Source organism: Ralstonia sp. R-29, assembly GCF_049913345.1.
In the GTDB taxonomy this organism is placed as follows: domain Bacteria; phylum Pseudomonadota; class Gammaproteobacteria; order Burkholderiales; family Burkholderiaceae; genus Ralstonia.
The window spans coordinates 729,233-755,642 of the sequence record NZ_CP184377.1 but is presented as its reverse complement, the minus strand read 5'-3'; the positions used below and the strand labels follow the sequence as shown (position 1 = coordinate 755,642).

Genomic DNA, 26,410 nt, shown 5'->3' with positions numbered 1-26,410 from the left:
GTTTGTCGTCAAACCCTCATTTGCATCACTCGCTCCGCGTGGAAGGCATGCCCATGGACATCGAAAAATCCCGGTTCAACATGATCGAGCAACAAATCCGTCCGTGGGACGTGCTCGATACCGACGTGCTCGACCTGCTCAGCGTCGTCAAGCGCGAACACTACGTGCCCGAGGCCTACCGCGCCCTGGCGTTCGTCGACATGGAAATCCCGCTGGCGGGCGGCCAGAACATGCTGGCCCCGCGCGTGGAAGCCCGCGTGCTGCAGGAGCTGGCCGTGCGCAAGCATGAAGACGTGCTGGAAATCGGCGCGGGCTCGGGCTACATGGCTGCCCTGCTGGCGCACCGCGGCCGCCAGGTCACCACGCTGGACATCGTGCCGGAACTGGTTGCCTTCGCCCGCGACAACCTCTCGCGCAATGGCGTGACCAACGTCGACGTGGTGGAAGCCAGCGGCGCGCAAGGCTGGGGCGATGGCCTGTACGACGTGATCTGCGTGTCGGGTTCGGTGCCTGCCGTGCCGGAAGCCCTACTCAAGCAGCTCAAGGTGGGTGGTCGCCTGTCGGTCTTCGTGGGCGGCGCACCGGTCATGGAAGCGCAACTCATCACGCGCATCTCCAACACCGAATACCAGACGCGCAACCTGTTCGAGACGTACGTAACGCCGCTGGTGGGCGTGTCCGCCCCCTCGCAGTTCCGCTTCTGATTCGCCCCGGCTCTCCCCAATCATCATGCAACAGCTCGCTCCCACCACCCTCGCCCAATGGCTCGCCGACGCTTCGCGCGCGCAGCCCATCCTGCTCGACGTGCGGTGGGCGGAAGAACTGGAAGTCTGCGCCCTGCCTGGGATCACGCATATCCCCATGGACCAGATTCCGGCACGTGCCGGCGAGCTCAATGCTGACCAAGACATCGTCTGCATCTGCCACCACGGTGGGCGCAGCGCGCAGGTCGCGCAATTTCTGATCACGCGTGCGGGCTTTGATGCTGCGCGTGTGTACAACCTGCAAGGCGGCGTCCATGCCTGGGCCAACCAGGTAGACCCGCAGATGGCGACGTACTGATTGGGGAAGCTGCCGCCGGACGCCGTTGACTGAACGCGGCGTCTGCGCTGCCTTCCGAACGTTTTCCTCGTCCGGGGGCTTTATGAGTGTTGCTCGCAGTAGCCGCATGCGGATGGCCGCGCGCGGTTCGCTTGTTGTTGTGCTGTGCTGGTCGATGGCGCCAATGCTGGTTTGGGCTCAGGCTCAGACGGCCGCGCCCGCCGCGACCGACCTCCTCTCCGCCTACCGCGCCGCGCTGGCCAACGATCCGCAGTTCGCATCAGTGCGAGCACAGTCGCTCGCGCAGCGCGAAAAGCTCACGCAAGGCCGCGCCGGCCTGTTGCCGCAGATTGGCGGCGCGTGGAGTTCAACGCGCATCATCTTCGATCAAACCGCGCCGGCGGAATTCAACAAGACGTTCTCGTCGACAGGCTGGACGCTGTCGCTCTCGCAGCCGCTGTTCCGCTGGGACCGCTGGGAAACCTATAAGCAAGGCGAGATTGCCGCACAGGCCGCCGAGGCTTCGCTCGCGCAAGCGCAGCTCGATCTCATCACGCGTACGGCGCAAGCGTACTTCGACGTGCTCAATGCGCAAGACACGCTGCAGCTCGCTACAGCGCAGCGCGACGCGATCCAGCAACAGTACGAACAGGCACGCCGCAATTTCGATGTGGGCAACGCCAACATCACCGATGCAAACGACGCGCAGGCCCGGCGCGATGCGATTGATGCCACCGTCATCGCCGCGCGCAGCGACTTCGAGATCAAGCAATCAGCGCTCAGACAGATCATCGGCGAGCCGGTGGGCCGGCTGGCGGGCGTGCGCGCGGGCGCTCCCATTCCGCAACCTGAACCGGCAGCCGCAGAACCTTGGGTGGACCAAGCCCGCAGCAGCAACCTGCAAGTGGCACTGGCGCAGTACAACCTGCAAAGCGCCGAGCGCGATGTGAAGAAGGCCAACGCTGGGCATCTGCCGTCGGTAGACCTGGTGGCGCAGACGGGTCACACGAATGCCAGCGGCAACCAGTATCTGCCGTCGCTGCCGGGCGGCGCGCGCTTTGATAGCTCGCAGATTGGCGTGCAAGTGTCGATTCCGATCTTTGCGGGCGGCGCGATCCAGTCACGCGTGCGCGAGAACATCGCGCTTGAGACCAAGGCCGCGAATGACCTCGAATTTGCCCGCCGCTCTGCCGAGCAGGGCGCGCGGCAAGCGTATATCGGCGTGATTGCGGGGCTGGCGCAGGTGAAGGCGCTGGAAGCGGCTGAGTTATCGGCGCGCACGGCCTACGACTCCAACCAACTCGCCTACGGCGTAGGCGTGCGCATCGGCACCGACGTGCTGAATGCGCAGGCCCAGCTGTTCCAGGCGCGACGCGATCTGGCGCGCGCGCGCTACGACACCATCCTCAATGGCTTGCGGCTCAAATCGGCCGCTGGCTCGCTGTCCGAGGCCGATGTGATTCAGGTGAACACGCTGCTGACGGCCAACGGCTCAAGCGATATCACCGCGTTGCCGCCGCTCCCAAATCGATCGGCCAAGCGCTGATCAGTGTGTCTGGCCGCGCGGCGGTAAGGGACGCTCGGCAAACTGCAGCAGCGCGCCGCTGGTGGTCTTCCAGATGATCTGGCGGCCTTGCTTGCCGTCCGCCGAGGGTTGCATGCCCACGGTTGCCAGCGGCGATTTCAACGCCTCCAGGAACGCGGTTTCCAACTCCATGCGCGGCGGATCGCATGCCATGCGGGTCGAGGCGAGATTGCCGAAACGCATACCCGAAGCCAGCTTCTCGTACGGTCCGGTGAAGCGATTGCAACCCGAGTAACCCGATACCACGCCATTGGCGGCATCCAGGCCCGCGCTGAACTCGACCGAGATCGGCTGCGCGGCCGGGTCGGCGTTGTCCTCTTCCGCGGAAGGCAATTCCTTGGGGGCGGCGCCGGGCTCTTGCCAACGCACCAGCACAAAACGCGAGCGGCCTTCGGCCTGGGCTTGGGTCAGCGTCGCTTGGCCGGGGTTGGGCGCGGCGTTGGCCGGCGTCGGTTTGGTTTCGGCGGCCGGTGCCGATGCAGACGCAACTGGCGCCGATGCCGCAGCAACGGAGGTTGCGGCCGGCTTTGAGGAAGGCGTCGGCGTCATGCAGCCGGCACCGATGATGGTGGCAGCCGTCAGCGCGGCCAATGCGGCTGCCGTGAGCACCACGCGGCGGGGCGTCTGCAGCAGGCTGGGCTTAGGACGATTCGGTTGGGACATGAACAGGTCGTAGACAGTGACAGAGTGCAAACTCGTGAAGAGCCGTTAGTCTGCACGGCTCGCCATGAGTTCGCACTTTTCGTGCCGAAAGCAGCGACTGGGTTACAGCGTCGGCAACACCAGCGAGGCCACGGCCTCCACCGTGCGTGCCGTTGCACCGCCATGCGTGGCAGCGAACGCGAGCGCCGCGCGCGAGGCGGTTTCGCGCGTATCGGCATCCGACAGCCACGTATCGATCACGCGCATCACGGCGCTGGCATCTTCCACCTGGACACACGCGCCAGCGGCCACAGCATCGCGCGTGGCCTGCGCAAAATTGAACGTGTGCGGACCAATGACCACTGGCGTGCCGACCGCGCACGCTTCGATCAGGTTCTGCCCGCCCAGCGGCAGCAGGCTGCCGCCAATGAACGCCGCTTCAGCAGCGGCGTAGTACAGCACCATTTCGCCCATCGAATCACCGAGCAGGACGTCGGCATCGCGCAAAGCGGCCTCGTTTGAGATTCCCGCGCCCGACACCGTCATCGCGCTGCGGCGGGCAACACGCAGGCCCGCGCGCTCGGCCAGCTGCGCGACCTCATCAAAGCGCTGTGGATGACGGGGCACGAGAATCAGCAACGGGTGCCGGCGCCCGGCATGTTCCGCGCGATGCGCTTGCCACGCATCCAGCAACAACGTCTCCTCGCCTTCGCGCGTGCTGGCAGCGACCCAGGCGGCGCGTCCACCGAGCGCATCACGAAGCACGCGCCCGGCCATGATCTGATCCACATGCGGGGTGATGTCGAACTTCAGGTTGCCGGTCACGCGCACACGCGGCACACCAAGCGAGCGGTAGCGGTCTGCGTCGTCGGGGGTCTGCGCCAGCACGGCGGCAAGCTGGGCGTACGTCTCGCGCGCCGCGTCGCCAAGCTTGGCCGTACGCCGATGGCTGCGCGCAGAAAGGCGCCCATTCACCAGCACCATGGGCACACCAGCCGCATAGGCGCGCTCGATGAGCACGGGCCAGATTTCGGTCTCCATCAGCAACCCGAGACGCGGCTGGAAATGACGCAGGAACCGATCGACTGCACCGGTCAGGTCATACGGCAGATAGGCTTGGATAACGCGACCGTTGCGCTGCGCAGCGAACTCCGCGCCAGTGCGGCGGCCGGTCGGCGTCATGTGCGTGAGCAGCACGGCGTGGTGCGGAAAGCGTGCGAGTAATGCGTCGATCAGCGGCTGCGCGGCGCGCGTCTCGCCCACCGACACGGCGTGCACCCACAGCAACGGGCGATCCGGATTGGCGCGCGGCGGGTAGAAGCCGAGCCGCTCACCGACATGCTGGCGGTACCCAGGTTCTTTGCGACCACGCCACCACAGGCGCAGCAATGCGAACGGCAATGCAATGCGCCACAGCCAGCGATACAGAACGCGCAGCATCAGAGCACACCCAGCGCACGCAGCGCATCAAGCGCTTGCGCGCTGGTGGGATGGGCCTCGGCGCTGCCGAGGTCGTGCACGTTGGGCGTCCAGTAACCGCCTGTCCGCCATGACGTGGTGAAGTTGTAGAGCGCCACCGTCGGCTTGCACAGCGCAGCGGCGATATGCACCAGACCCGTATCCACCCCCACCACGGCCGTCGCCTGTTCAAGAAAGGCCGTCACATCGGGCAGCGACATACGCGGCGGAATCACCACGCGCCCCACCGTGCCCGGCACCGCAGCAACAATGGCCTCGCGAATGGATTCACTGGTGCGCCGCTCTACCTCGCTGCCCCACGGCAGAGCGATGGCGTAGTCACGCGCCAGCAGCTCGCGCGCAACGTCCACCCATGCGGCGTGCGGCCAACCTTTGTCGGCACGCGACGTAGCATGCACCAGCGCCACATAGGGGCGCGGCAGCGGAAATGGCAACTCAGCGGGCGGCTGCAAACCAAAATCGATGGTCTCGGGCAGCGTGTAACCCAGCGCTTCCGCCACCATGCGGCGCGAGCGCTCGACCACGTGCACACGCGGCTCCATCGTGACCTTGCGCTGGTAGAACAACTTGGCGAGCGGCTCGTAGCCGGCGCCATCCGTGCGATTGCCCAGCCCCGCAACAAAGCCGCTGGGCGTCAACCTGGCCTGCGCCGCAATCAGCGCGGTCTTGATGAGCCCCTGCGCATCGAGCACCACGTCGTACGATTTGGCGCGCAGCGCGCGGCGGAACGCAGCCATCTCGCCCCACGTCTTGCCCGAACCCAGCGACTTGCGCCAGCGCCGCAACGCAAACGGGACCACACCCTGCACGCCGCGCACAATGCGCACGATGCCGGCAAAGCCCTCCTCGACCACCCAGTCGATCTCGGCGCCGGGATACGCACGCAGAATGTCTGCCACGACGGGCGTGCAGTGCACCACATCGCCAAGCGACGACACCTTGACGATCAGCACACGCATGCCGCCATCCTTTCCCCCAACTTCATGAACGCGGACAGGCCGATCAGAACGGCAGTGCCGCGTCCGGCTTTTCAGCCAGGATCGCGCGACGGAACTGCGCCTGGATGCGCGCCATGGCCGCATCGTTATCGGCCTCAAAGCGCATCACCACCACCGGTGTGGTGTTCGAGGGGCGCGCCAGGCCAAAGCCGTCTTCGTATTCCACGCGCACACCATCGATGCGGATGACTTCCTTGGCGCCGTCAAACGTGGCGTTGGCCTTGATCTTGTCGAGCAGCGCAAACGGCTCGCCTTCGGCGCACTTCAGTTGCAGCTCAGGCGTGCAATGCGAGTTCGGCAGCGCGTTCAGCGCGGCGCTCGGGTCCGCCAGTCGCGAAACGATTTCCAGCAGGCGCGCGCCCGTGTACAGGCCATCATCAAAGCCGTACCAGCGGTCCTTGAAGAAGATGTGGCCGCTCATCTCGCCGGCCAGCGGCGCGCCGGTTTCCTTCAGCTTGGCCTTGACCAGCGAATGGCCGGTCTTCCACATCGTGGCCTTCCCGCCGTGTTCACGAATGAACGGCGCCAGCTTGCCTGTGCACTTCACGTCGAAGATGATCTCGCCGCCCGGGTTGCGCGACAGCACTTCCTGCGCGAACAGCATCAGTTGACGGTCGGGGAAGATGACCTGACCGTCCTTGGTGACCACGCCCAAGCGGTCGCCATCGCCATCAAACGCGAGGCCGAGCTCGCAGTCGGTCGCCTGCAGCGTGCGGACGAGATCCTGCAGGTTCTCGACGTGCGCCGGGTCCGGATGGTGGTTCGGGAAGTGGCCATCCACCTCGCAGAACAGTTCCGTCACTTCACAGCCCATCGCACGGAAAAGCTCGGGCGCAAACGCACCTGCCACGCCGTTGCCGCAGTCCACGGCAATCTTCATCGGGCGAGCCAGCTTGACGTCGGAGACGATGCGGTCGATGTACTGTTGACGGATATCCACCTGGACGTAGTCGCCCGCACCTTCGGTGAAATCGCCCTGCTCAATGCGAGTGCGCAGCGCTTGAATCTGCTCGCCATAGATGGCTTGGCCGGCCAGGACCATCTTGAAGCCGTTGTAGTCCGGCGGGTTGTGGCTTCCGGTGACCATCACGCCCGACGTGGCGCGGCGGCCGGCCAGTTCAATGTTGGTGCCGAAGTAGACCATCGGCGTGGCGACCAAGCCCAGGTCGATCACGTCGACGCCGCTTGCGCGCAGCCCGTCTGCCAGGGCTGCCAGCAGTTCGGGGCCCGATAGGCGGCCGTCGCGGCCGATGACGACGGCGGATTCGCCTTTGGCGCGCGCGGCTGCGCCGAAGGCACGGCCGATCAGGCGTGCGGTTTCGGCATCAACGGTTTTTCCGACGATGCCGCGGATGTCGTAGGCTTTGAAGATGGTGGGGTCGATGCTGCGCATGGAGTCGTCCACAGGAAAGAAATACGATGTTCGCAATTGTAAACGGTCAAGGGCGTACACCCACATTGCGGCGATCCGCGAACGATATAATCGCGAGTTAGGCTTTCTGTGCCGGCCTGCTTCCGCGCCCATTGGCGCAACCTTACCCAGCCTGACGCGGCCAATTCATGCCTGCGACCCCACCATCCAACCGTCCGCGCGTTGCCTACCTGATTACGAACTCCGAAACCGGAGGGGCTCAGGCGCACGTCGCTGATCTACTGGGGGCATTGCGCGATCGCGTTGAGCCAGTGCTACTCGCCGGAGGTGATGGCCCGCTGTTTGCAACGGCCCGCGCATTAGGCGCGGACACCATATGCCTAACACGACTCGATAATGCGCTGTCGCCCACACGCGCGATTGCCGCGCTGTGGCAATTGGTTCGCGCCTTGCGGAGTGCGAAACCCGATCTGATCCACGCGCATAGTGCCAAGGCTGGCATATTGGGACGATTGGCCGGCTGGCTGCTGGGCGTTCCTGTGATCTATACGGTGCATGGCTTTGCCTTCAAGGCAGCCGCACCGTTTCGTCAGCGCGTCGTTGCACGTGCGTCGGAATGGCTACTGGCGCCCTTCACTGCGCAGATGATTTGCGTGGCGCACGCTGAGCGCGCCCTGGCCGAAACGTTGCCGATTCCAGCGGCACGCATCCGCGTCATACACAACGGCATAGCACGCAGCGATGCCTGTGCCACGCCGGATGCCCCCGTGAAACGCATTGTCATGGTGGCGCGCCTGGCCTCGCCCAAGCGCGGGGATCTCCTTATTCGAGCATTCGCGAGCGCAGCATTGCCTGATTGCGAACTGGTGCTGGCGGGCGAGGGGCCACAACACGCTTCCCTACAAGCCCTGGCAGACAGCCTGGCACCCGGTCGAGTGAAATTTGCGGGCGCAGTGACGGATGTGCCCGCCTTGCTGGCATCCGCCCAGATCTTTGCGCTGGCATCCGACCACGAAGGTTTTCCGATCTCCATCCTGGAGGCCATGCGTGCTGGCTTGCCGGCTATTGCAAGCGATCTGCCCGGCATCCGCGAGCAGTTTGAAGATGGCGCCTGCGGGCTGCTCGTCGCCAACAACGATGCGCAAGGCTGGACATCTGCACTGACGAACCTGGCACAAGACGCCACGCTCCGAAAAAACCTCGGACATAGAGCGCAAATGCGCTGGCAGCAAGCATTCGGCATTGATTCCATGGCCGATTCGACATGGCAGACCTACCTGCAGGTGCTGACACGAACCGCCAAGACCCCTCCCTTGGCAGCACGCCCCAAAGCAGGCGAACAATGAACGACAGCCACAGCGCCAAGCCCGCCCCGCTTCCGATCCGAGTCCAAAGTTCGGAGACGATCCGACGCGCCACCCGCATGCTGGGGTGGGCTGCTTTAGGGCTGCTCCTGCTGGGGCTCTGCCTCGTATTGGCAGAGTTCGCTAACCAAGCCGGCTATGTCACAAGCATATTCAGGCGCACGCTGCTATGGTCGGCCGTGCCGTATCTGCTGGCCTTCGTACTACTGCATCGCTCACTGCATCTGCCGACCATGGAAGGCAATAGCCTGATCGGGGTCGCCGCCACACTACCCTTCGCGGCGCTGCTGTTCGTGTTTGCCGCATTCCACGTGGAGTATTCTCGCGGCGCCGTGCTGGTCGCCTATCTCATTACGTTGTCCTGGATCTGGTTCGGCTACCGGCGTTTCGTGCGCAACTATGTGCCAGTGTTCGGCTATACCGACACCGCAGCACTGACACAACTCGAACAAGTTCTCGCCATGCCCGGTGCTGCACCTGCCAGCCCGAGCCGCTTTCAGCGCATCACCTCTCTCGCGGATGCTGTGCACTGCGATGGCCTGATGCTCGACCGCAATGCAACGGCCGACCCGGAACGTACCCGGGCGCTGGCGCAATTCAAGCTCAGCCATGTGCGCATGTATTCAGTGGAGCGGATTGGCGAAATGTTGACGGGCCGCGTAGGCCTGGCGCACATCGACGAGAATTTTCTCGACGATTACGCCGCCCACTATTTCTATAGTTTTATCAAGCGCGCGGTCGACCTCGCCGTGGTGCTCTGCACCGCTCCGCTTGCCCTGCCGGTTGGGCTGGTGGTTGCTGCGGCCATCCGGCTTGAATCGCCCGGCCCTGCGCTGTTCCGGCAAGCCCGCGTTGGACTGTTCGGCAAGTCATTTACGATGCTCAAGTTCCGCAGCATGAGCCTCGACACAGCAGCGCCGGCACAGTTTGCAGCCAGGCATGACCCGCGTGTCACACGCATCGGCCGCGTCATCCGCAAATATCGGCTGGATGAAATCCCGCAACTATGGAATGTTCTCCTGGGCCACATGAGCTTGATCGGCCCCCGCCCCGAGCAGGTCCCCATGGTGGACGAGTTTGCACAAACCATTCCCTACTACCCCTACCGCCACCTGGTCCGACCGGGCCTGTCGGGTTGGGCCCAAGTCCAACAAGGCTACGTTGGCACACACGAAGAAACGGTGACCAAGCTCAGCTACGACCTGTATTACATCAAGCATTGTTCCTTCGCCCTGGATCTGCTGATTGCAGTGAAGACGTTGCGGACGCTGCTTACGGGGTATGGGGCACGGTAAATGACAGCCTACGTAGCGTCCGCGGCAGGTGCGGCAAGCATGCGTATCCTGTTGTTGAGTACAGGATTGAAGCTGGGCGGTGCCGAACAGCAGGTCGCTGCATTGGCCCGCCAGTTCGTTCACCTCGGCCATCACGTGGCAGTGGTCAGCCTGACGTCGGGCTGTGAGGTGGAGTTGCCTGCGTCGGCGACGACCCTACAACTGGGCATGACAAAAACGCCGCTGTCCATTGCACGAGCGCTTTGGAAATTGCACGCCTTTGTACGGAAATGGCATCCCGATGTTATCCATGCCCACATGGTGCACGCCAACTTGCTTGCCCGGATGCTTGCTGCAATCGCCACCACGGCACCCATCATCTGTACGGCGCACAGCGCGCGTGAAGGCGGGCGCCCGCGTATGTTGGCCTATCGGCTGACAGACCGCTGGACGCGGCTAACCACGCACGTCAGCGCCCAGGGGCGCCTCGCTATGGTCGAAGCCGGTGCCGTACCTGCTGCGCGCATCACGGTCATGCCCAACGGTATCGACACGCAAATATACCGGCCCGACGCCGTCCTCAGACAACGCGGAAGGCTCGCATTGGGGCTGCAGGATGATGTCCGCCTCTTGATTAACGTCGGCCGGCTCGTGCCAGAGAAGGCACAGGCCATGTTGATCGATGCCTTTGCGCAACTGAACCTCGGCGCTGATGTCAGACTGCTCATTGTGGGAGAAGGCCCCGAGCGCGGCGCGCTGGAAGAACGCATCCGCGATCACCGGCTGGAAGACCGCATCATCCTGGCCGGCGTACGCCGGGACATTGCCACCCTGCTCAATGCCGCCGACCTGTTCGTACTCTCATCGGACGTTGAGGGTATGCCGCTCGCCCTTGCCGAAGCACTCGCTTGCGGACTGCCCGTGATTGCCACAGACGCTGCAGGCGTTGCGGAACTACTGAATGACTGCGGAGAAATCGTGCCCAGAGGCAATGCTTCCGCCCTTGCCGACGCCATCCGGCAAGCGTTGGCCCATCCGCACAACGGCGCCGCTGCACAGGCAGCACGCCGCCAACGTATCTTGTCGCACTTCAGTCTGGAAGCCGTCGCACATCAGTGGCTGACGTGCTATGCGCAGTTCATCCAGCCGGCGGCCCGTGTTACCACTGAGGAGGCGGCGTAATGCAGCGCAACGTTGCCAGCAACCTGATGTGGATGCTGACCGAGCGCGGGGTGCAAATCAGCGTGGGTATTGGCGTGGTTGCCATGCTTGCACGCGGCTTGGGCCCCGAGGGATTTGCGCACTTCCAATATGCGCAAGCAGTGGTCTACATTGCCTCATCGATCGCTTTGCTTTGCAGCGGGGAGGTGGTCGTCCCACGCCTGGTGGCGAATCCCGACCCAATGGCGCAGCATCGGTTAGTCGCGCATGCGTTCGGCCTCAGACTGACCGCGGGTGCGCTCGCTTATCTATTGATGTGCGGCTTTCTGATCGTCACCCGCCAGACGATCGAATTCTGGCTGCCATCGCTCATCCTTGGCATCGCGGTGTTGCTGCGCGAGCCTTCCGGCATTGTCACGACTTGGATGCAGGCGCACACCAGGACTCGCCCGAACGCGCTGTTCAACATGATGTCGCTTGGGGTGAAAGCGAGCATCGTTGGACTGCTGTTGGCACTGAGCGTGCATAGCGTACCCACATATGCCACGGCATTCGCGGCAGAGGCCGTCGTCATGGCAAGTCTGCTCGGCAGTTTCTATTTGGCCCGCGCCCCGCGGATGCGGGTGGAATACGATGCGCCCCTTACCCGGGAATTGCTCCGAAACGGCCTGCTGTTCTGGGTCAGTTTCATGCTGATGATGGGGTCACGCCGAATCGACCAGCTTCTGCTCAAGCCGCTCGTCCCCTTGAGTGAACTGGGGGCCTATGCCGCGTCCATGCAGATTCTCGACAACTTTGTCATGGTGGCCACCATCCTGGCCGCTGGGCTTGCGCCGATCTACGTGTATGCACAGCCCACACCGACGGAAGCACGCCGCAACATCATCAAGATCGCAGGTGGCATGGCCGCCATCGGCGCTACGGGTGCCTTGCTCATCGCCGTCAGTGCACACTGGATCATCCACCTGCTCTACGGCGCCGCCTTTGCCTCCGCAGTCGACTTGCTGCGACTGGCGGCACTGGCCTCAACGCTCGTCTTTGCCGACGTTGCCCTCACCTTGCTGCCTATCTTTCTGCGTCGGCCCGGCATCATCGCGCTGAAATGGGGGATTGCCTTTACCGTCACCGTCGTCATCGACGTCATTGCCATTCCACGATTTGGCGTAAAAGGCGCAGTTCTGGGCTATGCGGTTGCCAATCTGTTTTCCGTACTATTCGGCATCGCTGTATGGGTTCGTAGCCGCAGTCACCACCTAACGATGGAGAAGGCTCGCGCATGACGGATCGCACCGCGCAGCGCCCCAACGTATGCTTTTTGACCGGCACGCTCAACGCAATGGCCGGCGCCGAGCGAATGACGGCAACCATTGCCAATGCGCTAGCAGACCGTGGCTTTGCCGTTAGCGTGCTCAGCCTATGGGATCCATTGAGCTGCTTCCCGCTGCACCCCACGATCACGCATGAAGCGCTGTTCGATCGGCGGCCTTCGTTCAAACGTGCATATGCCGCGACTGTCGTCGGTATCAGGCGACACGTTAAACGGCATCGTATCGACGTCCTGATTCAGGTCGATACCATGCTCGCGCTTTTTGCACTGCCCGCCACGCTAGGGCTTGATGTGCGGCATATCGCCTGGGAGCATTGCCATTTTGACGAAGACCTGGGCAGGCGCGCCCGCAGGCTCGCTCGACGCCTCGATGCGCGGTACTGCGAACACATCGTCGCCTTGACCGAGCGCGACCGCAACCGATGGATAGAGGCAGCCCAACCGCGGGGCTCGGTAGCCTGCATCCCGAACCCGCTGCCCTTCGCCATGCCCACGCAACCGGCGCCCAGGACAGCCAAGATCGTCCTCGCAGTCGGCAGGCTGGTACACGCGAAAGGGTTTGACGTGCTGCTACACGCCTGGGCCGCTGTTGCAAAGCAGGCACCCGGCTGGAAGCTGATGATCGTGGGGGAAGGCGACGAGCGCCCCGCACTCGAAGCCCTGTGCAGTCAGCTGGCGCTAGATAACAGCGTGGAGCTGCCTGGCATTTATCTCGACGTCACAGAGGCGTACGAACAGGCTTCGCTTTTCTGCCTCAGCTCCCGTTACGAGGGTTTCGGACTGGTGTTGATCGAGGCGATGGCGTACGGTCTGCCGATTGTCTCTACGGATTGCGAGACTGGGCCGCGTGAATTGCTGAGTGACGGTCAGACTGCGGTTGTGGTGCCGGTGGAGGACGCCGCAGCGCTTGCGGCCGGGCTGCTGCACATGATCAACAGCCCAGACGCTGCAACTCGGCTCGGCGCAACTGGTAGAAGCAAAGCCAACGCGTATTCGCTTGAGCGCATCACGCGGCAATGGGAGATGTTGTTGCAACGCTCACCATAGTGAGCGAAGGTCAATGAGAGCCCATAAGACCGACCTTTCCGAATTGTCCCACCACAGCCATTCGGCTCGAGAACTCTGCGTACGCCTGGGCGACTAGCGCGAGACACTCACTACCGATGCCATCGCGAAAGCAGTCGGCGCCCCCGGCGAAGAAACAACGCGGCATTGCTCATCGCCGCCAAATGCAACACCGTCACGATCATGAATGACAGGAACATCCACGACTCGGGCATGCCGAGCTTCCATGCCACGACTCCAATCATTCCCAGAAACACGTTGCTGGCGAGGATGGTCCAGATCACCGCATTCTGCGACATCCCCATGCGCGACAGAATGTGATGGAGGTGGGTACGGTCAGCCGACATCGGGTTGCGTCCGGAAAAAACCCGGCGCGTCACCACCGAAAGCAGATCAATCAGCAGCAAGCCAACGACCCACAGCATCACGGTCGGCGGGACATGTCGCCGCGCCTCATTGTAGGCGGGTTGGGATAGCTCCACCGCAAACCAAGCAATGGCCAACCCAAGCATCAGGCTTCCCGCATCCCCCAGGAATACACGGCGGCTCCGGCGCAGCGGATTGGGCATGTTGAAAACCAGAAAGCCGACCAGTGCCCCAACCAGCACCACGCAGATCCGTTGCGCTGCGTTGTTGCCAACCTCCCCCGCCAAGTAGGCGAGCCAACCCAATACGATGGCAGACAGGCCTCCGGCCAAACCGTCCAGCCCGTCGGACATATTGACCGCGTTGATCACAGCCACGACTGCGAACAGCGTCAGCGGGATACCCCAGTTTGCGAGATCGACTTCGCGCTTGCCCATGAGGTCGCCCAGCGACGACAGGAAAATCCCGCCCCAGGACGTCATCAGCACACCCGCAAACAGCTGTGCGCCGAGCTTCGTCAAAGGAGACATCCCTTTGAGGTCATCGATTAAGCCGACAAAAGCAAGAACACACAGGCCGCCGAACAAGGCAACGTAGTACCCCTGCGAACGCATGAAAAGGATGCCACCGACACCCACCGCAACGAGGATCGCGAGCCCCCCGACGAGCGGCACATCGCCGTCATGACGTTTGCGCCCACCCGGACGATCCAGCAGCCCCCCCCGCTTGGCCAAGGGACGCAGCAATAGCACGGCTACAGCGCTCACCAGCGCCGACATTGCCGGTACCCAGAAGAAATCAAACATAGAAAATGGTTTTAAGAACTGCTGCGTACACCGAGGCGGAAGCGCCAATAGGCCGCCGAAGTCAGCAGCCGGCCAAGGCTTTGCAAATGCCAGACGAGGTAGCGCCACTTGCGATGGCTTGCGCGCTGCGCATCATGCACCACCGTGGCCGATTGCAACCACGATACGTGTCGACCTAACAGCTGCAACCGCAGACAAATATCGACGTCCTCGCAATAGAGGTGAAAGCGGCTGTCGAAGCCACCAACACGAGAAAAACTATCGCGATCAAACGCCAAGCACATGCCAGCAACCCAATCGACGGGCTGACACTCGACGGACGCATCATAGTCGGATTCGAACCGCCGCAGAAGCCAGCGCTTGGCCAACCGCACCGGACTTGGCACACGTCGGGCGCTATCCTCAAGGTTGCCCGAAGGCGTGACGACACGCGGCCCCGCGACACCGGGGTGTTGTGCGAGATGCTCTGCCAGACGCAGCAAACTGTCGTCAATCAACCTGACGTCCGGGTTCAGCACGACGAAGCAATTGGATCGGCAATGCCCAAACGCTGCATTGTGGTTGGCGCCGAAGCCAGCGGGCACCCCGTTTGCCAGCCATGTCACGCGAAACGCATCCGATTCCTCGACCGGAATCCTATCTTCCGGCAAATTCTGCGTAACGATAACGTGTAGAGAGGTCTTGGCGCTCAATGCACGCAATTGCGCCAGTAACGGCCTCACTAAGGCAGCCTGGCCGTGGCTCACGATGGAGATGGTGATTTCCGGGACACTGCTTTTGCCGCGCCGGGCATCACCTTCCCGGGCCCCAATATTGGACATGTCAATCACGTTGTTGCTCAAGTGGGTGGTGCATCCCGTCTTTCCAGTCCGGCGACAAGTGCGAACAAAGGGTGTAGGAGAGCCCACAGGTGTCCCGGAAAATTTTTGGGCCCTGCAGCCTATGCAAAGAATGCCGACGTGAACACTTGGTCCAGCGCAACACGGCTCACGGAGAAATATTGGTTAGCATGGTTGAAACTCGGTAGAGGTCAGATTGTAACGAACTTAGAGGGCGACTAGACCGCATGGAAACACGCTCTCGGCAGGTCGCTATCCAACCCCTTCTTGTCGACAACATAGAGTTGCTATACTCGCCCGCACACTCTCAAACCAATTCACGAAAACCGCTAATGCTGGTCAAAGACCTTATTCAAGAGACGATTTGGACACCCGGTAAGGATTACAATTCGGCGCACAAACCTAAAATCTCGGTATTGCTTCCGGCTTACAGGCGGGCTCAGAGCGGCATGTTTCGCCGTTGCGTCGAATCGATCCTGTCACAAACTCTGAAGGACATAGAGCTGATCATCATCGATGACGCGAGTACCGATGGCACGGCGGATCAGACCAAAGAATTTCTCGAAAAGGATGGTCGCGTCAGCTCGCTTCGCCATCCGAAGAACATCGGACTTCCGGCAATTTCCGAGTACGAGGGTTATCTCAAAGCGCGCTCCGACAGATTGGCATTCGCCTTCGACGACACCGTGTTCAACAAGGATGCTTTAGAAAAGCTTCTGGAAGAGTCGGAAAAGGCACCGCATGCGATGATCTATGGGCACGTCGAAATGTCCTTTCGCAGCGATGTCAACGGCGAGATCGCTACAGCTCGCCTAGGTACCCCACACTCTCAGGGCACACTGCGCGTTCAAAATTTCATTCCAAACAATGGCGTGCTCCTTACGAAGGAAATCGTGGAGGATGTCGGTTTCTACGATCCACACATCCTTATCGCGCGCCTGTGCGACTGGGATCTCTGGCGCCGCATCGCGGAGCGCTACGAGGTGAAAGCCGTCGACGTGGCGGTGGGAACGGAAGAAGGCCCGAGCACGAACGACAGCCTTGGGCATACCTATGGGTTAGACAGTTGGGCTGTCAACGAATGGATGCACACCGCTCGTAATAAGCAACTCCATCCGTCGAAGCTACCTGATTATGAAGTTCTCAGTCCTGACCCAACGCATGGAGCCAGCACACAGAATGCAACGCTTGGCTTAGCGGCAAAACACGCGACCACGCGCGGCTGGGCTCCGCCAACGCTCCCTGTTACGACCCCGGGCGATGGGTATATCTTGGTCATCACAATGCATTACAACGCGTCGACGTATCTTTACTTCGACATGCTCCCCCCGGACGTCGCCAAACGCGTACGTATCGTGGCTGCCAATGGTGGTTATGGGGTCGAGGAACTCGCGCGAGCCAGTTGCGTGATCTTCGTTAGGGGCATCAAGTCGTTCCAGACATGGATCGATGCGGCACGTGCGATGAAAGTGCCGACGTACTACTTTCTCGACGACAACTTTCCACTGCTCGTAAAAGCCGGAGAATTTGAGTCAAGCGATGAAGATTTTCGCCTACCCCAGTTTCGAAAAGACCTGAAGCGTTTCGATGGCATCCTTCTGTCGAGCAAACCTCTCCTCGAGTATTTTGAGAAGGAGATGCTTCACGATCACCTTTACTATTTCCCCGTTTCGTACTACGACCAACGCTCCCTCTTCATCGATTACCACGAAGAGAAACGACCCAGCGAACTTGTCATAGCGTGCGCGACGGGTTCGCATCGAGCAAAAGGTCTTTGGGAGGTGGTATTCCCGGCCGTCCAGAAACTTGCAAAAGATGGCCAAAACGTCCACTTGGTAGCGCCCAAACCAAACGAAGAGGAATACAACGCGCTGCTCGAAGACTTGCCGAGAAATTTCCGGGTCACTTTGCTGCCGTTCGAGGCGGACTATCTGTTCGCGATGCGTCGTTTCGCGCGCTACTCGCCGGATCTCTTGCTTCATGCACCAAGCGAGACGATCAACAACGCTTATAAGACACTGCACCCTCTGATGTCTGCGCTGATCATGAACGCCGTGCCGATGCTGCCCGACACGAAGCCCTATGATCAAATCCTAGATTGCGGAAACGCGGTTTTCGTGCACGATGCAGCCAATCCGATCTCGTGGTACAACGCGCTTGTTACCGAATTAAAAGACGAAGCGGCCCTCGAACGGATTCGTCAGAAAAATGTGGAATACTGCGCGGAGAATTTCTCTGGAAAAACAAACGCTGCGGTACTCGACGCCATTCTGTCGAAACTGGGTCGAGAGCCTTCGTGGGAGACTCAGACCAATCGCCTTCACAATCTTGCTGCGTGGCTTAGACGCACGGCTGCGCTGGGCTCCGTGGAGATGCATGTATCTCCGTCGCCAGCGATCGAGCGGGCGTGTGAGCTTTCTCATTTCCGGCGCATCCATCGCTATTCCTGGCGTCACCGAATCCTTTCGGCGAAAGGCAGTCTCTGGAGCATGATCTCACCGCAGTTTGCAGGTATGAAATCGTTCAGCGATGCACATGGTTGGCGACGGACCGGTTCATCGCTTGAACTGAGCGATTCACTTCATGACATGCCGTTCCGGGAATATCGCATTTCGCCGCCGATTGGAAAACTGTCGGCTGTGTATGTCGCGCTAGCTGTCGATTTTGTCAAACAAGGCCAGGTCGGGATAGAACTTGTTTCGCCCGAAAACCAAGTCAAGGCTCACATCACGACCGACATTCAGAAGCTCGATCTAACGAAGCCAGTCCGTTTTGGTTTCCAGAATATCGAAGTCAAACCCGGCGAGACTTGGAGTGTGCGCGTGTTCGCGAAATCAAAAGCACCCGTGTATGTTTACGAATTCATCAATCGGAAGTGGTTTGGCCTCCGATTCACCCAACCGACCCCGTTCATGGAAATGCTTATTAGCAAATAACGAAAAAGCCCGGGATAGCTCTTAACTAGCCCGGGCTTTAATCTAGCACAATGGACATCTGTGCCAATCAGCGATGGGATTACCGTCCCCTCTCAGTAACTCCCCGCTCGTCCAACGATGCCATGCCAGATACCCCGAACCATCATTGCGACTCGTTCGCGACGCGGCGCAATTACGATACCAAAAAAAACAAAGAAGAGCGCGATACGCCGTAGATGTGCGATACGCCAACTCCAGGCCATTGGAACGTGCTTCAGCATCAACACGGTGTTGCGAAACATATAGTAGTCGCGCAAAGGTGAATGCACTGACACCTCCCTCCACCGGCCAAGCCAAACGCGCACTACCCTATCCCCCAACGCATGGGATAGCTTCGCTCCGCATACTCCAAACAGTTGCCAGCCGGCTGCGCGTGCACGAAGGCACCACTCTGTATCGACATGATCGATGAAATAATCGTCGTTCATGCCTCCGATGGCATTGAGGGCTCCAACAGGGATCAAACATCCAGATGAAATTAGGAAGTCGACTTCCATAACATCATCGGCGCCGGCACACGGCACTTGCCGAACACTAGCCGCCCGGATGCGGACAAAATTCCCCAGGGTCCCAGTTCGTTGGTCCACCGAGACAGGGCCAACTGCCGCCACTTTCGTACCCTGATCATCAAGGCTCTGGTGCGCGCTTACAAGACGCGCCACCATATCTGGCGCTGGCACACTATCCTGATCGAAGAGGAGCACATACTTGAGACCTCGCTCCACAACACGGCCAATTCCGACATTGTGTGCTGTCGCTATTCCGCGGTTAGTCGGAAGGGCAATTATCTCGATGTTTTTGCCTGCAATCAGTGCTCGCAGCCCTTCCAGGGTCCCTTCACCAGACCCATTGTCGACCACATAGACAATATTGACCTGTTTGGACAACGCCTCAAGAAGCGTATCCAATACGGCAAGATCCGGGCGATAGCTTACAACGACTGCACCAACCCTGGCATCATGGCGACTAAGATCTCGCACGGCGACCGGCATTTCTATCTAATACCTTGAGTTAAAAAATCCGGAAGCCGGAACGCTCAACCAAGTTTGATGGCGTGGTTTTCGCTCATTAACTGCGAACGCGGGTGAGCCATGCCCCGGCACGTACAATTTGCGCCTTAATACGCGCACGCAGGACCAGCGCCCGAATCTTCGTGTGCCCAAGCCAGCGTCGGACTCTTATGAACGCGACACTTGCCCGGCCGGTCTTCGTCAAAACCTCTGCAGATCGCAGCTCGCTCGCAACCCGCAGCAAAAAATCTCTCCATTGCTTCGCTACGACGTCCTGTGCATAGTGCGCTCGAACGTCCGTGTAAGCCGCTTCCGCGATCTGCCTGCGAAACACTGTATCAACGATCAGCTTCTCAAGAGCGACATACCATGCGTCGGCGCTGTGATCGACCAGCATGCCGGTCACACCGTCGGTCACGCTCTCCGTGTACGGCGATGTGTTCGTGTAGATGCCGGCGATTTGCATCGCGCCATATTCGCGGTATTTGTTGTTAGTCTTGTATAGATTCGCCGTGAGATCGGCCATCGGCGCGAGACCGATATCGAGACCGTACGATGCCTTCATCTTGATGAAGTCCGAGTACGACGCCACGTGCGGCACAAACGTGACCCGATCGATTCCAATCAGTTCGGGTGGGCAATACCCAAAGAACACAAGCGTAACGTGTGCGAATGTATCAAGTACGCGCTTGAGTGCGGGAAGGATCTCAATGAAATCGTCCGCCCGGGTAATGCTGCCTGCGAAACCCACGCGCACTTCATTCGTGGGCTTAGTCGGTGCCGGTAAATTGTCGATCAGTGAAAAGTCGAATGGCGCGTTCAACTGCGTGATTCGAACACTCGGATAACGTTGCTTGATGTATTCACCGAGCCGCGGGGCGTTAACGACGACGTGACTAGCTCCTCCAATCGAGCGATCGAGCGTGCGCTGGACCGGCGCGCTCTGATAGAACTGCGCGATCCGAGAATCGCCTTTCAACTCCCAGAAATTGTCATCGATGTAGTAGACATAGGGCATCCCATGCATGCGCATCCAGTCGAGCATCGGCAGCGACGCGGGACTCGCCGTTCGACTAAGAATCACGAGTCCCCCCTCCCGGAGGGCTTCCGGTGTGAACTGAGGTAACAGCAACCGCCTAACTTCGCCGCGGTCGCCGAGAGCTTCTACGATGAGCCTCTGGATAATCTGGTTAGTTGGGATATCGCCTTCGACCACGAACTTAATATCGATCGGCTGCGAATTCAGACCGGCTTCTCTGTCGACAGCCGGAACCCGCCCCCGCGTTGCGCGAGGATCGGGCGGCAGGATTTCCATGAACGGGCTCGGCGGCCCATAAAACATGCCGAGGCGGCGGCGATTCACAAGCTCGTAGACGTACACTGGCATCGACGTGCGGCACCGCACCCGAATGCGCCAGACCGCCCCTTCGACGATCTCGACGGGGTCAAACATGAAGCGCACTGGCTGGCTCAAATCCGCCCGTGCCAAGTCGCGGTCGGCCCGGGCAATGCGTTGACCGGTTGGCGAAAATAGCTCGACCGTCGCTTTGCCAGAATGATGACCGTCGGTCGAAAACGCGAACGCGACACCACCAAGCATGCCGGCAGGCAATGCAACGTCATAATCGCGATGCGGTAACCAGTGCAAGCTGTCGCTGAGTTCGAGCGTGCCCCCCCGGCGGCGCCAGCCATACTTCACGGCATCGCGCTTGAGCGGCCAGAATGCAGGACCACAATGCTCCCACATGTCCGATGGCCGCGACATCACACGGTGTCGCCACGAATAGCGGCGCATGTGGCGCAGCGCGTGCAATTCCTCTAGGCCACTCGCCCACGCTCCATTCCCAGCAGCACCATGACCGCCCTCGTGGACGACACCCGCAAGCACGCCGAGACGGCGCGACTGCCTCGGCCAAGAAGGTACACCGTGGGCTTCTGACGCGATTCCCATCAGTGCCGATGCATTCGGCACGCCCGAAAATGCCTTCCGGCAAAACGCTTCGTTGGCTTGTTTGATCGCCCGAGCATTGGTGCGGCCCTCGACAATCTCGCGCAATACCGCATACCACCCGTCGCGCTCGAATGGCTCGTCAACCATCAACGCAATCGAGCCGTCCTCTATCGTCATGTAAGGATCGATGCGGGGTAGCACGGCAACTGCATCAACGAGCGCTGCAGTCAACAACGGGTGCAGCGTTTTGTATGAGTTGTTAGGCGTCTTGCTCGGCGCAAGCAGTAGGTAATTTGGCGTCAGCGCCGCAAACCGCCGCAGCGCGAATGCGTAACCAGGGTCCCACGGCAACAGTGTCACGCGCATGGTCGATGGCAACCCGTCGAGCATGCTCGCATCACTGCCGCTGCCTGGCGCGACAAAATGAATGCGGTGTCCCTCTTCGGCAATCTTGACGAGCGCCGGCAAAATGACTGCCCACACGGCATTCGAACGATGCAGGCCGCCCATGAAAGCGAACACGAACTCATCGTCATTGGCTGCACGTCGTCCAGTGATTAGCTGGGCCCGCATGCTGTCGATATCTGCACACGCTACCGGGAAATGCAGCAACCGCGCATGCAGGTTACGTTCGCGAAAATACGCGATCAGGGGCTCACTGCTGAGCAACACGCCGTCGAACAAGCGCAAATCCTTGCGCATCACCTCGGGTGTGAAATCCTCGCCGCTCATGCTGGCCTCGCCCAATTCAGCGAGTACTGGCATGTTGTCATCGAGGAAGTAATAAGTCGGCACGCCCAGCTCGCGTGCGGCATCGAGCCAAGGACGGTAGCACCGGATAGCACGCGACACGATCAACGCAGTCGCACGCGCGAGTACACTGAAATCGGACCCGGGACCGTTAATGACGACACGTACGCGATGCCGCCAGGGCTCTGGGAGCATGTCGAAGTAGAGCGCGGTCGACGCATCGTACTGCACCGTCACGATCAAGATGCAGCCTTCCGTGCCGTCCACCGAATGTGGGTCTACAGCCGAGCTGCCATCTGGCAGACGCGAAGCGAGATCCGAGCAGACGTCACGTGTTGCCCAGGTGTGCGCCGGATTCGAGGCGGTCAGATCATAGGCACCAACACGGTCGGGCCGCAAACGATCATTGCGGGGCGTTCGCATCCATTCCTCGAGCGCCCAGCCGTCTAACTCCGTATCCGGCGCCACCGTATGCGTGACGCCGACGGCGACATCGACAGCTTTCAACTCGAAGCAGTCAGACAGTCGACGCCAGAAATCCCATTCGGCTGCATGGCGGAGGAGCACGTGCGGATCAACGAAGCCGACCATCTCAACTGCGCGGCGCGGAATCAGCAACGCATGGCGCGCAATGAAGTTGCGGGTGCGCAGCACGGCCATGGAGACGCCACCGCCTCCAGCCGAGACTTTCGTCGCACTGCCGGTCGCCTCCTCACGCACCGCAGTCTCGACGAAGCCAAACGGTATCGCTTCGGCGTCGGCACGCGCACTGTTCAGCAGCTCTTCGAGCGCGTCCTCATAAAACTCGTCACCCGCCTTGGCAATAACGATCCAGGGTGCCCGGGCGTGCGCGAAGGCCTCTATCCAACCGACAGCCGGAATACCGATCGGCTTGGCTCGACGAGCCAGCGCGATGCGTGGATCGCGATTGCGCTTGCCATCGAGCCATTCTGTGACCGCCGCGTCGACGGTATCGTCAACAACGATAAGTTCGACGGCAGTAAGCGTCTGCGTCAGCACCGATTCAACGCTAAGCGCAAGCTGCTGCACACCTTTCTCGCCTACATACAGCAACACGGATACGTCCGGCCGCGAGCGCTCCTGCTCAGCAAACCAGCATGTATCGCGCGTTACTGTTTCGACTTTCATTAATCACCATTCCTTCAATACACCACACCAGGTTCCGTACAACCTGCTTTCCTGCACGTTGGCCGGTTACTGCCCAGCTCGTCTTTCGTACTCTTCAAGCACACGCTTCGCAGGCCCGTCCATCACGACCTCGCCCTTGCGAAGCCAAATTACGCGCTCACAGAAAGACTGAAGCATTTCGAGGCTATGGCTAGAGAAGACCAAAATCTTGCCTTGCTCCATGAACTCGTACATCCGCTTCTTCGCCTTGTTCGCGAACTGGACATCGCCGGCGCCCATCACTTCGTCAAGCAGCAGGATTTCCGGGTTGATCGCCGTGGAAACGGAGAAGGCGAGCCGAATAAACATACCGGCTGAATAGGTCTTGACAGGGTAGTCAAGGAATTCGCCAAGCTCGGAGAATTCAGCGATCTGCTCGATGCGGTCTTCCACCTGCGCGGGCGTGAGGCCAAGCAGCATGCCGCGAATGCGAATGTTGTCCCAGCCTGTTTGGGTCATTTCGAAACCCGTCGCAAGCTCGAACATTGCGGACACATGACCGTCGATCTGCGCCTCTCCCGAGGTCGGCGGATAGATGCCCGCCATCACTTTCAAAATCGTGCTCTTGCCCGCCCCGTTCAGGCCAATCAGCCCTACGCGCTCGCCGTGTGTGATCTCAAGATTGACGTCCTTGAGCGCATGCACAAAACGCTTCTCGTGAGAAACAGGTGAGCGTTTGCCTCGCAGGGCGTTGAGCACGACAGACTTGAGACTATCCTGGCGCGCAGATACATCGAAACTAACGCCCACATTGCGTAGGCTGATATTCAAATTTGACGTCATAGTACGTACACGATCCGCCGCGACATCTTTTTCACAACGAAGACCGCAAGAGCGCCCACCACCGCGCAATAGCCTAGCGCCACGATGATGACTTCAGGCGGCGGCGCCTCGCTGTTGAGCAGCGGGTAACGCATGATCTCGATCTGGTAGTAGAGCGGATTAAACGCGTAAATAAACGACAGCCCGCGATCTTTCAGCATCGCAACGGTGAAGATTACCGGCGTCATGTAGAACGCAATCTGCATCAGGCTGCTGAGCAAGTGCGGTAGATCCCGAAAACGGACACCGACGTGCGCAACAATCACGACGTGAAAGAAGTTGATAGCGAGAAACAGAGCGAATCCTGGGATTGCCCATAGCGCGCCCCATCCGACGTGACGCTGATAGGACGCAACGACTGCAAAGTAGACAATTAGCCCGATCACAAATACGACCGTATACGGGACAAGTGCCCGATACAGATAAATCGGTTTCGGAAAAGGAAATTGCTTGATGTAGCCCTCTGCGACAACGAATGCCATCGAACCCTCGACAAGCGACGATGTGATGAACGTCCAAATCACGATGCCGAGCGTCAGGAACGGAAGGAACTCATTCATCGGCTGGTGGAACAGCCGACCATAGATCAGCCCAACCGCCCCGATCACAGCAGCTAGGTTGACGAGAATCCAGCCAGGCCCGAGTGCTGAACTGCGAAACCGGCTCTTGATGTCCTGGAACCCCATGTGAAGCCACACACGCCACAACTTCGCAGCACTGACGAACTCCGTCAGAGTCGAGTTCGCACTAGCACTGTTATACGTAATCATCGATTCTCCGTTCCATACGAATCAGGCCATCGGCTCGGCCCCGCTCCTCGAAGCCGAGCTTCTGATACAACATTCCCGCTCGCTCGTTCGACTCAAGCACTTCAAGGTAGACCGACGTCAGTGACAACTCGCTGGCCGCGAACCGCATCAACACGTCGATCGCCTCTTTCATCAATTTGCGCCCTTGGAAATCAGGCGACACGACAAAACGGCCGATCTCGGCCGCCCGGCTTCCATGATCAATCGCGTAGATAGCGACCTGGCCGACACGCTCTCCTGTGTCAACCAACTCAGCGATGAATACAAGATCATCCGGCTTTTCCGTGTAGCGCACGAACCAACTGTGATGCTGCGGATACGTGAGCAGATCGGAACTCTTGAACTGCTCCCGCACCCCATCCCGGTTGCGCCACTCGAGCGTCGTCTGGAGATCGTCCTCAGCAAGCAGGCGCAGTCGGATGCGCCCATGCACGTACGGTTCGTGCGCGTGCTTCATGCCGCGTATCGGACGATCAGTTCGGCGATCCGCTCGACGTCCTTGCGGGAGACACCCATGTGCATCGGCAACGAAAGAATTTCGTTGGACGCGGCGTGTGCGTTCGGACAGTTGCCTTTGCCGCTCGCGTACATGCGGTACTCGGTGTTGTCACGGTAGTGAACGCCAGGGTAGATCTCGTGCTCATTCAGAGCCAGCATCAACTCGTCCCGGTTCTTGACGCGGATCTGGAACAGATGGCGCGACGACTCACAATTCTTCGTGATCGGTACCAGACGAATGTTCGCGCGCCCTGACAGCAACTCCTCATACCAACTCGCGAGCTGGCGACGGTATGCGTTATCGTTGTCGAGGTACTTGAGTTGCACCAGACCAATCGCGGCCATGATCGAGTTGCCGTGATATTTGTATCCGACTTCCTCGACGTCATACATCCATTTATACGCGCCCTGTGTCGCAGTGCGGGCATACGTGTCCTTGTTGATACCAAGCCAGCTCATCTTGCGCACGCGGACATCGTCGTCCAGGTCACTGAAGCAGATCATCCCCGAATCCGCAGTCGGCAGATTCTTCACCGCTTGGAAACTGAAGACTGTCACGTCCGCATCATGGCCAACATGCTTGCCATTGAAGCGGCTGCCGGACATATGTGCGGCGTCTAGAATGACCTTGATGCCGCGCTCCCGGCACAGCTTCAGCACGCGCTCGTAATGGCCAACGTTGCCGCCGATACCGACAAAAATGACAGCGCGAGTCTTGTCCGTGATGCGCGCTTCTACGCTTGCGGGATCAAGGCACAGCGAATCATCGACATCGGCGAACACCGGGGTCAGGTTGGAGTAAAGAATGGCATGGTTCGACGAAACAAATGTCAGCGGCGTCGTGATCACCTCGTCGCCGTCCGCCCAGCCGTACTTCGTTTTGAACAGTTCGAAGGCCAGATGCAGGCCGACCGTGTTCGAGCTTAGAAAGTGTGCATACGGCAACCCGGTGTATGCCTTCCATGCTTCTTCGAACTGGTTTGTCTTGAAACCCAGCCCTGTCCAGCCCTTTTCCAGGCACTCGCGAATCGCTTCAAGGCACTCGTCAACGCGGAAGTGCGGAACAAATAGTTGAATGGCCATAGTAA

21 protein-coding genes are annotated in these 26,410 nt (G+C 60.2%); 9 read left to right on the top strand and 12 right to left on the bottom strand.

Going from position 1 to position 26,410, the window contains the following annotated elements:
- Nucleotides 1-53 precede the first annotated feature (53 nt).
- The 3 genes from ACN9M1_RS03560 to ACN9M1_RS03550 all read left to right on the top strand — a co-directional run bounded on the left by ACN9M1_RS03560 (nucleotide 54) and on the right by ACN9M1_RS03550 (nucleotide 2,587).
- Nucleotides 54-704: a protein-L-isoaspartate O-methyltransferase family protein gene (locus ACN9M1_RS03560; protein ID WP_426397440.1), complete on the top strand. Its 651-nt coding sequence runs from the start codon at nucleotides 54-56 to the stop codon at nucleotides 702-704.
- Between the two features lie 25 nt (nucleotides 705-729).
- Nucleotides 730-1,062 carry a rhodanese-like domain-containing protein gene (locus ACN9M1_RS03555; protein ID WP_426397438.1) on the top strand — a complete coding sequence of 111 codons (333 nt, stop codon included), beginning with the start codon at nucleotides 730-732 and terminating at the stop codon, nucleotides 1,060-1,062.
- A gap of 112 nt (nucleotides 1,063-1,174) precedes the next feature.
- A complete protein-coding gene (locus tag ACN9M1_RS03550) occupies nucleotides 1,175-2,587 on the top strand; it encodes a TolC family outer membrane protein (protein WP_426398791.1) in 1,413 nt (470 codons plus the stop codon).
- Here ACN9M1_RS03550 and ACN9M1_RS03545 read toward each other — a convergent pair whose 3' ends face one another.
- From ACN9M1_RS03545 to ACN9M1_RS03530, 4 genes are all read right to left on the bottom strand, one after another.
- Nucleotides 2,588-3,289 carry an META domain-containing protein gene (locus ACN9M1_RS03545; protein WP_426397436.1) on the bottom strand — a complete coding sequence of 234 codons (702 nt, stop codon included), beginning with the start codon at nucleotides 3,287-3,289 and terminating at the stop codon, nucleotides 2,588-2,590.
- Nucleotides 3,290-3,391: 102 nt separating this feature from the next.
- On the bottom strand, nucleotides 3,392-4,708 hold the full coding sequence (waaA, locus tag ACN9M1_RS03540; RefSeq protein ID WP_426397434.1) for a lipid IV(A) 3-deoxy-D-manno-octulosonic acid transferase: 1,317 nt from the start codon (nucleotides 4,706-4,708) through the stop codon (nucleotides 3,392-3,394).
- Complete coding sequence (gene waaC / locus ACN9M1_RS03535) at nucleotides 4,708-5,706, bottom strand: lipopolysaccharide heptosyltransferase I (RefSeq protein WP_426397432.1); 999 nt, start codon at nucleotides 5,704-5,706, stop codon at nucleotides 4,708-4,710. Before waaC ends, waaA begins: the two co-directional genes overlap by 1 nt.
- Before the next feature lie 43 nt (nucleotides 5,707-5,749).
- Entirely contained in the window at nucleotides 5,750-7,138 is a 1,389-nt protein-coding gene (locus ACN9M1_RS03530; protein ID WP_426397430.1) for a phosphomannomutase/phosphoglucomutase, read from the bottom strand.
- 167 nt (nucleotides 7,139-7,305) lie between these two features.
- Between ACN9M1_RS03530 and ACN9M1_RS03525 the strand changes: the two genes are divergently transcribed.
- Genes ACN9M1_RS03525 through ACN9M1_RS03505 form a run of 5 tightly spaced genes read left to right on the top strand, consistent with a single transcriptional unit; the run spans nucleotide 7,306 to nucleotide 13,290 of the window.
- Entirely contained in the window at nucleotides 7,306-8,463 is a 1,158-nt protein-coding gene (locus ACN9M1_RS03525; protein ID WP_426397428.1) for a glycosyltransferase family 4 protein, read from the top strand.
- A complete protein-coding gene (locus ACN9M1_RS03520) occupies nucleotides 8,460-9,776 on the top strand; it encodes a sugar transferase (protein WP_426397426.1) in 1,317 nt (438 codons plus the stop codon). Before ACN9M1_RS03525 ends, ACN9M1_RS03520 begins: the two co-directional genes overlap by 4 nt.
- A gap of 39 nt (nucleotides 9,777-9,815) precedes the next feature.
- Complete coding sequence (locus ACN9M1_RS03515) at nucleotides 9,816-10,937, top strand: glycosyltransferase (RefSeq protein WP_426397424.1); 1,122 nt, start codon at nucleotides 9,816-9,818, stop codon at nucleotides 10,935-10,937.
- On the top strand, nucleotides 10,937-12,196 hold the full coding sequence (locus ACN9M1_RS03510) for a lipopolysaccharide biosynthesis protein (protein WP_426397423.1): 1,260 nt from the start codon (nucleotides 10,937-10,939) through the stop codon (nucleotides 12,194-12,196). The genes ACN9M1_RS03515 and ACN9M1_RS03510 overlap by 1 nt, the downstream gene beginning before the upstream one ends.
- Entirely contained in the window at nucleotides 12,193-13,290 is a 1,098-nt protein-coding gene (locus ACN9M1_RS03505; protein ID WP_426397422.1) for a glycosyltransferase family 4 protein, read from the top strand. The genes ACN9M1_RS03510 and ACN9M1_RS03505 overlap by 4 nt, the downstream gene beginning before the upstream one ends.
- A 110-nt stretch (nucleotides 13,291-13,400) precedes the next feature.
- Here ACN9M1_RS03505 and ACN9M1_RS03500 read toward each other — a convergent pair whose 3' ends face one another.
- The gene (locus tag ACN9M1_RS03500) at nucleotides 13,401-14,480 is read right to left on the bottom strand and encodes an MraY family glycosyltransferase (RefSeq protein WP_426397420.1); all 1,080 of its coding nucleotides are present in this window, start codon (nucleotides 14,478-14,480) and stop codon (nucleotides 13,401-13,403) included.
- Between the two features lie 11 nt (nucleotides 14,481-14,491).
- Nucleotides 14,492-15,322: a glycosyltransferase family 2 protein gene (locus ACN9M1_RS03495; protein ID WP_426397418.1), complete on the bottom strand. Its 831-nt coding sequence runs from the start codon at nucleotides 15,320-15,322 to the stop codon at nucleotides 14,492-14,494.
- Nucleotides 15,323-15,651: 329 nt separating this feature from the next.
- On the opposite strand from ACN9M1_RS03495, the gene ACN9M1_RS03490 reads away from it, so the two are divergent.
- The gene (locus ACN9M1_RS03490) at nucleotides 15,652-18,255 is read left to right on the top strand and encodes a glycosyltransferase (RefSeq protein ID WP_426397417.1); all 2,604 of its coding nucleotides are present in this window, start codon (nucleotides 15,652-15,654) and stop codon (nucleotides 18,253-18,255) included.
- 92 nt (nucleotides 18,256-18,347) lie between these two features.
- Here ACN9M1_RS03490 and ACN9M1_RS03485 read toward each other — a convergent pair whose 3' ends face one another.
- From ACN9M1_RS03485 to ACN9M1_RS03460, 6 genes are all read right to left on the bottom strand, one after another.
- Entirely contained in the window at nucleotides 18,348-19,286 is a 939-nt protein-coding gene (locus tag ACN9M1_RS03485) for a glycosyltransferase family 2 protein (RefSeq protein WP_426397415.1), read from the bottom strand.
- A 76-nt stretch (nucleotides 19,287-19,362) separates the two neighbouring features.
- Nucleotides 19,363-23,154, bottom strand: coding sequence for a glycosyltransferase (locus tag ACN9M1_RS03480; protein ID WP_426397413.1), 3,792 nt, complete (start codon nucleotides 23,152-23,154; stop codon nucleotides 19,363-19,365).
- A gap of 66 nt (nucleotides 23,155-23,220) precedes the next feature.
- The gene (locus ACN9M1_RS03475; RefSeq protein WP_426397411.1) at nucleotides 23,221-23,892 is read right to left on the bottom strand and encodes an ABC transporter ATP-binding protein; all 672 of its coding nucleotides are present in this window, start codon (nucleotides 23,890-23,892) and stop codon (nucleotides 23,221-23,223) included.
- Nucleotides 23,893-23,972: 80 nt separating this feature from the next.
- Nucleotides 23,973-24,785 carry an ABC transporter permease gene (locus ACN9M1_RS03470; RefSeq protein WP_426397409.1) on the bottom strand — a complete coding sequence of 271 codons (813 nt, stop codon included), beginning with the start codon at nucleotides 24,783-24,785 and terminating at the stop codon, nucleotides 23,973-23,975.
- Nucleotides 24,772-25,281 carry a GNAT family N-acetyltransferase gene (locus ACN9M1_RS03465; protein WP_426397407.1) on the bottom strand — a complete coding sequence of 170 codons (510 nt, stop codon included), beginning with the start codon at nucleotides 25,279-25,281 and terminating at the stop codon, nucleotides 24,772-24,774. Before ACN9M1_RS03465 ends, ACN9M1_RS03470 begins: the two co-directional genes overlap by 14 nt.
- Nucleotides 25,278-26,405 (bottom strand): DegT/DnrJ/EryC1/StrS family aminotransferase, encoded by a 1,128-nt coding sequence (locus ACN9M1_RS03460; RefSeq protein WP_426397406.1) that lies wholly within the window; start codon nucleotides 26,403-26,405, stop codon nucleotides 25,278-25,280. The genes ACN9M1_RS03465 and ACN9M1_RS03460 overlap by 4 nt, the downstream gene beginning before the upstream one ends.
- Between the last annotated feature and the right edge of the window lie 5 nt (nucleotides 26,406-26,410).